This window comes from Brevundimonas sp. SORGH_AS_0993, from assembly GCF_030818545.1.
In the GTDB taxonomy this organism is placed as follows: domain Bacteria; phylum Pseudomonadota; class Alphaproteobacteria; order Caulobacterales; family Caulobacteraceae; genus Brevundimonas.
Genome location: NZ_JAUTAH010000001.1, coordinates 1,193,092 through 1,205,945, shown reverse-complemented (window position 1 = coordinate 1,205,945; position 12,854 = coordinate 1,193,092). Strand labels below are relative to the sequence as shown.

Below are 12,854 nucleotides of genomic sequence, written 5' to 3'. Positions count from 1 at the left end.
GCTTGATCCAATCAGGCGTCATCCACTGTTGACAAGAATGGTACATGATAACATTACGGCTCCGTCTTTACGGGGTCGTTCATGTCGTTATTGCGTTCCGCATCGGGTGCACTCGCTGTCTTCGCGCTTTCGGCGCCTGGCCTGACGGCCCATGCCGAGGTCGAGGCGGAGGCGCCGCAAACCTTGCCCGAGGTGGTGGTGACGGCGACGGCGACGCCGCGCGCGTTGCGGACCGCCCCGGCCAGCATCACGGTCGTGGATCAGGAGGCGCTGTCGCGTCGGCCGGTTCAGGATCTGACGGACGTGCTGCGCGACGTGCCGGGCGTGACGGTGAACGGCGCCGGCCTGACGCGGCGGGGCGTTTCCATTCGCGGCATGCCGAGCGAACATACCCTGTTCCTGGTGGACGGGCGGCGCGTCAACGGCTCGGCCGGGGCTATCGCCCATGCCGATTTCGAGCTGAACTGGGCGCCGGTCGAGGCCATGGACCGGGTGGAGATCGTGCGCGGACCGATGTCGTCCCTCTATGGCTCAGAGGCGCTGGGCGGGGTGGTCAATGTCATCACGCGCAGCGCGACGGACGACTGGCGCGGCAGTCTGCGCGCCATGGGCGGGCTGCGCGAGGACGGGCGCGGCGGAGAGACCTATCAGCTTGGCGCCTATGCGGGCGGACCGCTGGTTCACGACCGTCTGGGCCTGAGCCTGTACGCGGAATCCAAGGCGCGGGGCGACACGCCCCAGGCCGCCAATGCGCGCCTTTCGGACCTGGAGGCGCGCGAGGCCGTGTCCGGATCGGCGACCCTGAGCTGGACGCCCGACGCGGCCCAACGCATCGACCTGACCGTATTGGCGGGCCGCGACGACCGTTCGCGCAACACCGTCACGACCGGGGCGGCGCCGGTCTATTATCAATATGCCGACGCGGTGGATCGGCGTCAGTACGCCCTGTCCCACACCGGGCGTTGGAGCTGGGGCGAGACGGCGGTGCGCGCCTATCGTTCGACCCTGGACCGGACCAACACCGTCACCAACGGCCAGACGGCGTCGCGCCCGGTCGGCATGCAGGAAGACATCGTCGACGGTCGCGTCACGGTCGATCCCATCGCCGGCCATCGCCTCAGCGTCGGCGGCGAATGGCGGCGCGAAGAGCTTCAGGACGCCGCCGCCGCCGTGTCCGGCGTTCTGGCCGGCGAGCGTTACGCCGTCTTCGCCCAGGATGAGTGGACGCTGACGCCGACCCTGTCCCTGACGGGCGGCGCGCGTTTCGATCACCATGATCAATACGGCTGGCAGACCAGTCCGCGGCTCTACGCCGTCTGGACGCCGCTTGAGGGGCTGACCTTGAAGGCCGGGGGCGGGCGGGGCTTCAAGTCGCCCAGCCTGAAGCAGTTGTCGCCCGAGTTCGTGACCGTGGCGGCGGCAGGACGTTTCACCGTCTATGGCAATCCCGACCTGAAGCCCGAGATCGGTACGTCGTATGAGGCGTCGGCCGAATATCGCCACGACGGCTGGGCGGTGCGGCTGGGCGCCTTCGACAACGCCATCGAGAACCTGATCGAGACGCGCTGCACGGCCTTCTGCGGCGTGCGCGGGCGCGAGGTGCGGCTGTATCAGAACATCAACCAGGCGCGGATCACGGGTCTGGAGCTGGGCGCGGAAACCCGCCTTCCGGCCGGGTTCAACTTGAGCGGCGACTATACCTATCTGGACAGCGAGAACCGTACGACCAATCAGCCCCTGTCCGAGCGGCCCCGTCACAGCGGCCATGCGACCTTGCGATGGGAGCCGGACGACCGCCGTTTCGTGCAGCTGCGCGCGGAGTATGTCGGCGAGCAGCTGATGCTGTCGAACGCGCTTCAGTACCCCGTGCCCGACTACACCCTGGTGTCGCTGGAGGGCGGACTGCGGCTGGAGGACAACCTCTGGGTCCGCGCCGGCGTGCAGAACCTGGGCGATGTGCGTCTGGCGGATGAATCGGCCTATTTCTCCTTCGCCGAACCCGGCCGGTTCTACTACCTCGGCTTCACGGCGGGCTTCTAAGCCCTTGGGGCGGATCGTTCAGATACTCCTGCTGGCGGCGCTGTGGGCGTTCGTCTGGACCGGCGGCGCGACGGCGCAGACGGCGCCGACCGTGCGGGTGAATCTGATCGGCAGCGACTTCGTCCTGCCCGCCAAATACGGGCGCTTGGCCGGTTTCGCCGCGCCTGAGGGCGTGGCGGTCCGGGGCTGGGCGCTTTCCACCCTGCCCGAGACGGCGGCCTGGAGCGACGCCGATCTGATCATTCTGGACACGCCGCGCCCGGCGGACGTGGAGGCGGTCGAGGCGCGCATCGGAGACGCCTTGCGCGCGGGTGGCGCGCCCTGGGTGCGGATCGGCGGCGGCCCGCCGGCGTTCGGCGGTCTGCCGCCCGAGATCGGACGCCGGATCGCGGCCTATTACGCGGCGGGCGGGCGGCGCAACTTCACCGCCCTGTTCGACTATCTGGCGCAATGGAAGGCGGGGGGAGACCTGTCCGCCGTGACGGCGCCCGCCCCCCTGGGCGACAGCGGCTACTATCATCCGGCGTCGTCGATCACGGCGCCCGGCGCCTTCAAGGACTGGCTGTCGGCGCGCCCCGACCGGCCGCGCGCCGCCATCCTGATCGGGAGTTCGATCGTGGCCGACGACGACACGGCCGTGGTCGACGCCCTGATCGCCGCCCTGGACCGGCGCGGCGTCGAAGGCGTGGCCGTGTGGTTCGATCAGCGCAAGCCGCGCGGCCTGGTCGAGGCCGTGCAGCCGCTTCACCCCGATCTTCTGATCAACACCCAGCATATCGTCGCCGGGGGCGTCATTCGCGATCAGCTAGTCGAACTGGATGTGCCCGCCGTCCTGACCTTTTCCTACCGTGAAGGTGACGCGGACGCCTGGCGGTCGGCTCCGGCGGGGCTGAACAGCCGCTCGGCCGCCGCGCTTCTGGCGCCGGCCGAAACCTGGGGCATGAGCGATCCGATGATCATCTCGGCCGTCGATCACGGCGCCCTGGTTCCCATCCCCGAACAGATCGAGGCCGTGGCGGCGCGCGCCGCGCGTCAGGTGGCCCTGCGCCGCACGCCCAACGCCGAAAAGCGGCTGGCGTTGATGTTCTGGAACCATCCGGGCGGTGAGGCCAACATCTCGGCCTCGAACCTCAATGTCCCGCGCAGCCTGGGGGCGTTGAGCACGGACCTGAACGCCGCCGGCTATGAGGTGCCGCCCTTGCCCGAAGCGCGCTGGATCGCGGCGGCGCGCGCCATGCTGGGCGCCTTCTACAGGCAGGAGACCCTGGACGGCCTGCCGGGTCAGGGCCTGGCCGTGACCCTGCCCGTCGCCCGATACCGCGCCTGGCTGGACACGCTGCCGGCCGCCGGCCGCGATCCGATCCTGGCCCGGTGGGGCGATCCGGCGCGGCATTGGGCGGTGCGGACGGTGAACGGCGAGCCTGTGTTCGTGATCCCCGCCTTCCGGGACGGCGCCCTGACCGTCATGCCGCAGCCGCCGCGCGCGGCGCGGGTGGGCGAGGCCTATCACGATACGGCCGTGCCGCCGGACCACCTCTATCTGGCGGCCTATCTGTGGGTGCGCGAGGCCAGCCAAGCGAACGCCCTGATCCATCTGGGAACCCACGGCACGCAGGAGTTTCTGCCCGGCAAGGACCGGGGCCTGTCGGTCGCCGACGACGCCTTCCTGGTTCTTGGCGATCTGCCGGTGATCTATCCCTATATTCAGGACAATGTCGGCGAGGCGACCCAGGCCAAGCGGCGCGGACGCGCCGTGACCGTCAGCCACCAGACGCCGCCGTTCGCGCCCGCCGGGCTGAACGACGAGTTAAAGACCCTGCACGACCTGATCCACCAGTATCTTCAGCTGGACGAGGGGGCGGTGCGCGATGCGGTCGGAGACCAGATCCTGAGCTTGGCCGGCGCGCGTCACATCGATGCGGACATGGGCTGGACCCTGGCCAGGGCGCGCGCGGACCTGCCGGTCTTCCTCGGCGAACTGCACGACTATCTGCACCAGGTGGGCGGGGCGCCGACGCCCATGGGCCTGCACACCTTCGGCCGTCCGGCCACGCCCGATCACCGGCTGACGACGGTGCTGCAGCAACTGGGCCGGCCCTATTTCGACGCCCTCGGCGAGAACGAGACCGAGGTTCTGGCACAGGACGAGGCGGGCCTGCGCGCCAGCCGCGCCTTCACGGTCCTGAAGGCGTATCTGCGCGACGGCGCGCCGATCGAGACCGCCGAGCCCGCGCTGCGCGAACCCTTGGCGCGCGCGCGCCTGCTGGATCAGCGGCTGGCCGAGACCGGAGAGAGCGAGGGGCTGCTCAGGGCCCTGGCGGGTCGTTTCGTGCGTCCGGGGGAGGGCGGCGACCCCGTCCGCAATCCCGAGGCCGTCGGCGGTCGAAACCTCTACGCCTTCGAGCCGGACAAGATGCCCGCGCCGCCCGCCTACGCCGCCGCCGCCGGGGCCTTGAACAGTCTCGCCGCCGCCTATGCCGCCGAACACGACGGGCGGCCCCTGACCAAGCTGGCGATCACCCTGTGGTCGTCCGAAACCATCCGCACCCTGGGCCTGCCCGAAGGCGAAATCCTGCAGGCGCTGGGCCTGCGTGCGCGCTGGGACGAGGGCGGACGGGTGGTCGGCCTGGACATCATTCCGGCCGCCGAGCTGGGGCGGCCGCGTATCGACGTCGTGGTCCACGCCACCGGCGTCTATCGCGACCAGTTCGACGGCTTCCTGCGGCTGCTGGCCGATGCGGTCGATCGCATCGTCGCCCTGGACGAACCGAACGATCCGGTCGCCGAAAACAGCCGGATCGCCGCCCGGCGTCTGATGGCCGAAGGGGTCAAGGCCGAGGAGGCGACGGCGCTGGGTCGGGCCCGCATCTTCAGCAATGCGCCGGGCGACTACGGCAGCGGCCTGCCCGAAGCGGTGCGCGATACGGCGGGGTGGGACGACCCGGCCGCCCTGGCGGACCCGTTCCTGGATCGGCTGGGCTATGTCTATGGCGCGGGTCGCTGGGGCGCAAAGGTCCAGGGCGCCGACGTCTTCGCCGCTCAGCTGGCCGGGGTCCAGGCCGCCGCCCTTTCGCGGTCCAGCAATCTGCACGGCGTGCTGTCGACCGATCACCCCTTCGAATATCTGGGCGGACTGTCGCTGGCGGTGCGCCGGGCGGGCGGGACGGCGCCGTCCCTCTACATCACCGACGCGCGGGCAGGCGCGCCCAAGACCGTCGCCGCGCGCGATTTCCTGGCCGCCGAGATGCGCAGCCGCTATCTGAACCGCAGCTGGATCCAGGCGATGAAGGCCGAAGGCTACGCCGGGACGCTGGCCGTGGTCGATCTGGCGGACAATCTGTTCGGCTGGCAGGCGACGGCGCCGGGCATGGTCCGGCAGGATCAGTGGCAGGCCCTGCACGACGTCTATGTGCGCGACGAACGCGGCCTGGGCATGCGGGACTGGTTCGTCGCCAATCCCTCGGCCGAGCGGCAGGTGCTGAACCGATTGAAGGACGCGATCCGCAAGGGCTTCTGGGCGCCTGACGATCAGACCCGTCAGGAACTGGACGCCCGCCTGGCCCGGATCGGCGCCCCCGCGCCGCGCACCGCCGCCGGCGGCTTCGGCCGGGGCGCGCCGACAGCGCAGTCGCCCGTGTCCGCGTCAAATCCGACGCCCGCCCCGAAGGCCGATGAAGCGGCCGCCTCTGCGACGCCCGACCGGATTCGCGGCCAGGTTCTGCAGAAGATCGCGCCGCCCGCCGTCCCCGCCTCGCCTGCGCCCTGGGGGGCCTTGATCCTGGTTCTGGTCTTCCTGGCCGGCGGCGCAAGCCGGCTTTTCTCGCGTCGAAAGTTCGCCCATGCCCCAGTTTGAAGCCGGCCTCTATCAGGTCTCCAGCCTGTTCCTGATCCCGGCCCTGGTCCTGATCCTGGCCGCCCTGGCCTACGCCGTCTTCGCCCTGGGGGCCTTCTTGATCGAAGGCGTCCAGCGCCGTCGTCCCGACTGGCGGTCGCCCCTGTCGCGTCTCCAGGCCCGAACCGACGCGGCCAGCGACGATCTGGAGCTGATGATCCTCAAGGAGCTGGAGGGGCTGCGGATCGTCTCGCGCAGCGCGCCGATGCTGGGCCTTGTCGCCACCATGATCCCCATGGGGCCGGCGCTGCTGTCCCTGGGGCGCGGCGACGCCTCCGGCGTGGGCCAGAACATGGTGGTGGCCTTTTCGGGCGTCACCCTGGCCCTGATCGCCGCCAGCATCGCCCACTACGTCCTGACGGTCCGCCGGCGCTGGCTGCTGCAGGACCTGCGCGCCATCGAACGCGCGCGGGAGGGGCGCTGATGCGTTTCCTCGATGAAGACGACGACGATCCGATCACTTCGGTCGTCAATCTGGTGGACCTGTTCGTGGTCATCATCGCCGTCCTGCTGGTCGTGCTGGTCCAGAACCCGCTGAACCCCTTCAACGCCCGCAACGTCGTGGTCATCGAAAACCCCGGCGCCGCCAACATGCGGATCACGGTGAAGGACGGCGAGGACCTGACCCGCTACGAATCCCAGGGCCAGATCGGCGAAGGCCAGGGCGAAAAGGCCGGCTCGGCCTATCGCCTGCCGAACGGCAATCTGATCTATGTGCCCGAGTAGGGACGGCTTCGGCGGTGGCGTGGGGCGAGCGCGTCAGCGCGCCTTGTGGATCGAAACCGCTTGCTCCAACGTCGACCGAACCCTGAGGTTCTCCTCCGGCAGGCCCAGACTGATGCGGGTCCAGTCGGTCAGGGGCGGATGGGCGCGGCCGATATCTACGCCCTGATCGCGGAGGATCGCGGCGATCTCGGCCTGAGGGCGCGGGGCGCGGAAGAAGACGAAGTTCGCCTTGGACGCCGTGCGGGGCCAGCCCAGCCCGTCCAGCCACGCCTGATAGAGCTCGCGCTCCACCGCCGTTCGCCGCACCACGGCGCGGACATGGTCCTGATCGGCCAGGGCCGCGCCACCCGCCGCCAAGGCCAGGCGATCGAGCGAATGCGGCGCGCCCACCCCCTTGGCCTTCAGCCGCCGGGCCAGATCAGCCGGCGCCAGGGCGTAGCCCAACTGCAGGCCCGCTAGGCCGTAGACCTTGGCGAAGGTGCGGAAGACCACCAGGTTCAGACCCTGCGCCACCAGCGGCGCCGCCGTGCGGGCGGGGTAGTCCCCGGCGTACTCCAGATAGGCTTCGTCCACGATCACCAAAGTCTTGCGGGCGGCCTGACGCAGAAAATCGTGGAAAGCGGCCGGGTCGCTGACGGTCCCGGACGGATTGTGAGGGTTGACCACGAACAGGGCCGTCGCATCCTCGGCCCGCGCCAAGAGTGCGGGCAGATCGTTTTCGTATCGCGCGTTCAGCGGCAAGGGATCCAGTCGACCGCCCACGGCGGCGGCCGGGTCGGTGAAACCGGCGTAGCCGGGGGTGCTGTGCACGAAGCGGCTGGCGCTTCCGGCCGCCAGGGCCAGGTGGAGGCCCAGGGGCGCCAACACTTCGCCCACCACGACCTGATCGGGCGTCACGCCCTCGAAGGCCGCGACCTGTCGTTCGAAGGCGGCGGCCTCGTCCTCGACATAGCGGTTGACCTGGCCCAGGGCGCCGCGCACGGCCAGGGCCACGCGCGGCGACGGACCCCAGGGATTTTCATTCAGCCCCAGTTGAAGCCGGCCAGGCGACCGGCCAAGCGACTGGGCGGCGGCCGGCAGGGCCGACAGGGCGCCGGCCGTCAGCCCCCCGCCCAGGACAAAGCGTCGGGTTGCGCGCATCAGAAGCTCGCCTTCAGGCGGACGTAACCGAAGGCGCCGCTCCAGCCGAACGGCGAGTATTCGCTGTACGGAAAGACGCCGAACGTGTCGCCGCCCTGAACCGAGGGCGTGCTGGCTATGTTCTGGGTTCCATACTGGTTGAAGATGTTGTCGGCGCCGACCTCCAGCTTCAACGCCTTGTTGATGCGATATTCCACCGAGACGTCGGTCAGGACGACCGGCTTAAGCGTCTGGACGATGTCGAAGTTTCCGGCCGCCCCGGCTTGTGTGGCCAGGGTGCGGAACGGCGTCGAGCCATTGGCGAAGACCGCGACGTTGGCCGCGCTCTGGTTGGTCAGGATCAGTTGCTCCACCCGGCCATAGCGTTGAGCCCGCACCGTCACCGACCAGGGGCCGCGATCCCAGGTCCCGCCCAGTTGCAGAGTGTCGCGCGGCTGCCCGCGCTCCGTCCGCGTGACCTCCGTCACGTCGAACAGCGGCGTCAGCACGCCCAGGCGCGTGAGTTCGGCCGGCGTCGGCGCCAGGCGCGTCACCTTGGTGTCGTTTCGGTTGTAGCCGCCGGTCAGGGTGAGGGCGCCCCAGCCGGCGCCGACATAGCGCCAGCGCGCGCTGACATCGAAGCCTTCGGTGCGGGTGTCGCCGACATTGGCGAAATAGCGCACGCTGGACACCCCAGGCAGGCCGTTGGCGGCCAGGAAGCTGCGGATCGCGGTGGACGAGCCGGTGTCCACGAAGTTGGAGGACAGGGCGATGCGGTCGTCGATGGCTATCCGATAGGCGTCCACGGAGGCCGACAGCCGCCCTCCCGCCAGTTCGCCCTGCCAGGTAGCGCCCAGCGAAACGCTGCGGGATTCCTCGGGCTCCAGCGGCTTGGCGCCGAGCAGTCGCGCCTCGGTGGCGGTGACGGGCGCAGTGCGCACCAGGACGTATTCCGGCACGCCGCCGACGACCAGAGTGCGGCTGGAGGTCGAGGAATAATACTGCTGGGCCAGGGCCGGCGCATGGAAGCCCGTGCCGGCCGACGCCCGCAGCGCCAATCCGCCGCCCAGATCATAGCGACTTGCCGCCTGGACGTTGGCGGTGGAGCCGAAGTCCGAAAAATCCTCGTAGCGAACCGCGCCCGTCACCAGGAGCGCGTCGGACAACTGGGTGGAGGCTTCGGCGTAGGCCGACAGGCTGTGCCGGTGTACGTCGACCACGTCGCGCGGTTGGATGCCGGCGAACCCTTGCGAGCCGATGGTCGGCACGGCGCCGGCCGAGGGACCGTCCAGAACCAGGACGCCGCCGTTGCGATAGGAATCGGGTTCTCCGGCCCCGATGGCGTAGGTGTCACGGCGATACTCCAGACCGCCCGCCACCTCGACCGGCGCCGCCCAGCCCAGATCGAAGTTTCGCGTCAGGTCCAGATTGGTGGTCCATTGCGAGGCTTCGAGACGGCCGTTGTAGAAGCTGGTCGGACTGGCCGCGCCCAGGGTCGCGTTCAGGGTGTTGCGCGTCCGATATTCCAGGGTGTTCCGCCCCCAGGTGGACGACAGGTCCCAGTTCCAGCCTGCGGCTTCGCCCCGCGCCCCGGCCGAGGCGGACAGGTTTTCCGAGGCCGTGTCGACATAGGGCAGGAAGCCGTTCGGATAGAGGGCTCTGACGTTCTCGGCCTGGGCCGGACGGCGGAAGGAGGCGTTGGACGTGGCGTCCGACTGGTCCCAGCCGCCGAAGGCGTAAACCTCGACCTGGCCCAGTGGCTTGCGCGCGTTCAGGAACAAGGTAGTCTGTTCGATGTCGGCCGAATCGGCGAACCGCCAGACGTTGCGGTCCACGGTCGCCTCGCGCGGGTCCAGCGTCGTCCCCGCCGGACCGCCGGGCGGGGCCAGGCCGACGCCGGCCCCGACGTTCGACGACGGATTGACCAGACCACCCGAGCCGGACCGTCCGAAGTAGAACTGGCGCGTGTCGGGCCGGGCGCGATTGGCCGCGGTGACGTCCCGATAATAGAGGGTGGCGTGCAGCACGCCGTCGTCGCCCAGGGCGAAGCCGTGATCCAGCGACGCCTCATAGGTGTCGCCGCCGCCGTCCTTGGTCGCGCCGTAACTGACCGTCGCCTCCGTGCCCAGATCCTCGCGCAGGCGCAGATTGATCACACCGGCGATGGCGTCCGACCCATACTGGGCCGAGGCGCCGTCGCGCAGAACCTCGGCGCGGTCGACGGCGCTGGGCGGAATGGCGTTCAGATCGGTCGGCACCGAACCCTTGCCGATGGTGCCCCCCACATTGACCCAGGCGGCGGTGTGGCGGCGATGGCCGTTGACCAGCACCAGGGTCTGGTCCGGCGACAGGCCGCGCAGGCTGGCCGACCGGATATGGGTGTTGCCGTCCGGCGTCGTCGGGGTCGGATAGTTGAACGAGGGGATCAGGGTCTGCAGCACGCGCGCCGTGCCCGAGTGACCGCTGCGCGTCAGTTCCTCATGCGTCAGCACGTCGATGGGGACCGGCGAATTGGTCACGGTGCGATTGGCCAGCCGCGTTCCGGTGACGACCACCTCGTCGACCTCGGAGGAGGCTGGCGGCGCCGCTGTCTGCGCCAGAGCAGGGCCTGCCAGGCCGATTAGAGAAACTCCTGCAAGCCATAGGCTCTGGCGAAGGTGAGAACGCGCGATAGTCATTGTGATTTAATCCCCGAAGATGGGAAATCGCTACAACCCGCCCGGCCGCCGCCGCCAACGAAACCTTCTCCACGAACTAAATAGAAAAACTAATCCATAGACGCTTCGCCAACCCGACCTCCGGGCGGCGAGAGCCCAGGTGAACATCGAACGGGATCGGGATGTCGCAGGACCCGCTGGGTCCGCCGACGGCGGATTCGGAATCTCAAGCCCGCTTCGGCGGGCCTGATGAGCTTTTGATCGGGGACGCACGGCGTGGTCTAAGGGGGCATGAAGCGTATCGGCCCTTTAAGTCTCGTCGCCTTCGTTCTGGCCGGCTGCAACGCCGGTCAGTCGGCCTTGGGCGGGGTGGAGCAGGTGCGGGCGGGGCTGGGGGATGCGGTCACGGCGCCGTTGGACGACCTGAATCTGCGGCGTCAGCTGATTCCCACTGTCCTGCTGCAGGCCGAGGCCAATCCCTATGATCTGCGTAATCTGAACCAGTGCACGACCATCGGCGCGGAGGTGGCGCGGCTGGATGCGGCCCTGGGCCCCGACACCGACGAGCCGCCGCGCCAGGACGGATCGTACCGCAGCGAGCAGGCGGCCGATGCGGCGGCCAAGGCGGCGTTGGACGCCATCCGCAACACGACCACCGACTTCATTCCGGGGCGCAGCTGGATTCGACGGCTAAGCGAGGCGGACCAGCACTCCAGGCATGTCCAGTCCGCCATCCAGGCGGGACGGATGCGGCGCGCCTTCCTGAAAGGCGTCGGCATGCAGCGGAACTGCGCCCCGCCCGCGGCGCCCGGCTGGTTCCGGCCGAGGCCCTAACCGTTGGACGTGTGCCGGGCGTGGAAGTCGCGGCGGAACTGTTCGAACCGGCCCTGGGCGATGGCGGCGCGCATGGCCGCCGTCAGGGCCTGATAGAAGGCGATGTTGTGCCAACTGAGCAGCACCTTGCCCAAAATCTCGTCGGCGCGAATGAGGTGATGCAGATAAGCCTTTGAATAGGCGGAAGAGGCCGGGCAGGGGATGGTCGGGTCCAGCGGGTCCTGATCCTCGGCGAATCGGGCGTTCTTCAGGTTGACCGGCCCGTCCCAGGTCCAGGCCTGGCCGTGGCGACCGGCGCGCGTGGGCAGGACGCAGTCGAACATGTCGACGCCGCGATAGACCGCCTCCACCAGATCGACCGGCTTGCCCACCCCCATCAGATAACGGGGGCGGTCTGCAGGCAGCATTTCGGGCGCATAGTCCAGCACCTCGCACATGGCCTGGTGGCCTTCGCCCACCGCCAGGCCCCCGATGGCGTAGCCGTCGAAGCCGATCTCCTGAAGTTGTTCCGACGACTGGCGGCGCAGGTCCTCGAAGGTCGAGCCCTGCTGGATGCCGAACAGGGCCTGATGCTCGCGCTCACCAAAACGGGCCTTGGACCGCGCGCCCCAGCGGATCGACAGCTCCATCGCCTTCTTGGCCGCGACCTTTTCCGCCGGGAAGGCGACGCACTGGTCCAGTTGCATCGAGATGTCGGCGCCGATGCGGTCGGCCTGGATTTCGATGGAGCGTTCGGGCGTCAGAACGTGTTTGGAGCCGTCGATGTGGGAGGAGAAGGTCACGGCCTCCTCCTTCACCTTGGAGATGCCGGCCAGGGACATGACCTGAAAGCCGCCGCTGTCGGTCAGGATCGGCTTGTCCCAGCCCATGAACCTGTGAAGCCCGCCCAGACGCTCCATCCGTTCCGGCCCGGGGCGCAGCATCAGGTGATAGGTGTTGCCCAGCAGGATGTCGGCGCCGGTCGCCTTGACCTGGTCCGCCGTCAGGGCCTTGACCGTGGCGGCCGTGCCCACGGGCATGAAGGCGGGGGTGCGGATGTCGCCGCGGGCGGTCTTCAACACGCCGGTGCGGGCGCGGCCCTCGACGGCGGAAATCTGGAAAGGAAAGAGCATTCAGGCGATCAGTCGTTCAAGCTGTTCGACACGCACCAGGTCCTTGGGGCGGCCGAACAGGCGGTAAAGGGCGATGTGGTCCCGAATGTCGGGCACGAACAGGTCGACCTCGTCCAGGACGATGCGGCGCCGCGTGGTGAAGGCGGCGGGGCGCCATTCGGCGCCGTCGCGCGTCTCCAGCTCGGCCATCACCTCGACCAGCAGGGGTTGGTCCGGCGCGCGGCCGAAGACGGCCGAACGGAACAGCCCTTCGCCTGGATCGAGCGCCAAATGGCCGCCCAGGGCGTCCAACAACACAGGCGCGTCGCGCCGCGCGCACAGCACGTCGATGTCGGGCACATGCAGGTCGGTCAGCCCGTACAGGGCCATGGCCGCGCCGCCGAAAATCCACCAAGGCTCGCGCAGACCTTGCGCCGCCTCGCCCACGGCGATCAGGCCGGCGTGCAGGTCGGGAGGAAGGCAATCGAACTCCAT

Annotated in this window: 9 protein-coding genes; 5 read left to right on the top strand and 4 right to left on the bottom strand. The window is 69.3% G+C overall.

Annotation, left to right across the window (positions count from 1 at the left end):
- Window positions 1-81 precede the first annotated feature (81 nt).
- From QE389_RS05990 to QE389_RS05975, 4 genes are read left to right on the top strand one after another with little or no spacing between them, the layout of a single operon-like run.
- Window positions 82-2,040 (top strand): TonB-dependent receptor domain-containing protein, encoded by a 1,959-nt coding sequence (locus QE389_RS05990; RefSeq protein WP_307365400.1) that lies wholly within the window; start codon window positions 82-84, stop codon window positions 2,038-2,040.
- Between the two features lie 4 nt (window positions 2,041-2,044).
- Window positions 2,045-5,893 carry a cobaltochelatase subunit CobN gene (cobN, locus tag QE389_RS05985; RefSeq protein WP_307365398.1) on the top strand — a complete coding sequence of 1,283 codons (3,849 nt, stop codon included), beginning with the start codon at window positions 2,045-2,047 and terminating at the stop codon, window positions 5,891-5,893.
- Window positions 5,880-6,356 carry a MotA/TolQ/ExbB proton channel family protein gene (locus QE389_RS05980; RefSeq protein WP_307365396.1) on the top strand — a complete coding sequence of 159 codons (477 nt, stop codon included), beginning with the start codon at window positions 5,880-5,882 and terminating at the stop codon, window positions 6,354-6,356. Before cobN ends, QE389_RS05980 begins: the two co-directional genes overlap by 14 nt.
- Window positions 6,356-6,658: a DUF2149 domain-containing protein gene (locus QE389_RS05975; RefSeq protein WP_307365395.1), complete on the top strand. Its 303-nt coding sequence runs from the start codon at window positions 6,356-6,358 to the stop codon at window positions 6,656-6,658. Before QE389_RS05980 ends, QE389_RS05975 begins: the two co-directional genes overlap by 1 nt.
- Before the next feature lie 33 nt (window positions 6,659-6,691).
- Here the strand turns inward: QE389_RS05975 and QE389_RS05970 are convergent, their stop codons facing one another.
- Together QE389_RS05970 and QE389_RS05965 are read right to left on the bottom strand one after the other, a co-directional pair.
- On the bottom strand, window positions 6,692-7,798 hold the full coding sequence (locus tag QE389_RS05970) for a histidinol-phosphate transaminase (RefSeq protein ID WP_307365393.1): 1,107 nt from the start codon (window positions 7,796-7,798) through the stop codon (window positions 6,692-6,694).
- Window positions 7,798-10,332, bottom strand: coding sequence for a TonB-dependent siderophore receptor (locus QE389_RS05965; protein WP_307365391.1), 2,535 nt, complete (start codon window positions 10,330-10,332; stop codon window positions 7,798-7,800). Before QE389_RS05965 ends, QE389_RS05970 begins: the two co-directional genes overlap by 1 nt.
- Before the next feature lie 393 nt (window positions 10,333-10,725).
- Between QE389_RS05965 and QE389_RS05960 the strand changes: the two genes are divergently transcribed.
- Window positions 10,726-11,268 carry a hypothetical protein gene (locus tag QE389_RS05960; protein ID WP_307365390.1) on the top strand — a complete coding sequence of 181 codons (543 nt, stop codon included), beginning with the start codon at window positions 10,726-10,728 and terminating at the stop codon, window positions 11,266-11,268.
- Here the strand turns inward: QE389_RS05960 and tgt are convergent.
- A complete protein-coding gene (gene tgt, locus QE389_RS05955) occupies window positions 11,265-12,380 on the bottom strand; it encodes a tRNA guanosine(34) transglycosylase Tgt (RefSeq protein WP_307365388.1) in 1,116 nt (371 codons plus the stop codon). The two genes, QE389_RS05960 and tgt, sit on opposite strands and share 4 nt — an antisense overlap.
- On the bottom strand, window positions 12,381-12,854 hold the full coding sequence (locus QE389_RS05950) for a hypothetical protein (RefSeq protein WP_307365386.1): 474 nt from the start codon (window positions 12,852-12,854) through the stop codon (window positions 12,381-12,383). It abuts the gene before it with no gap.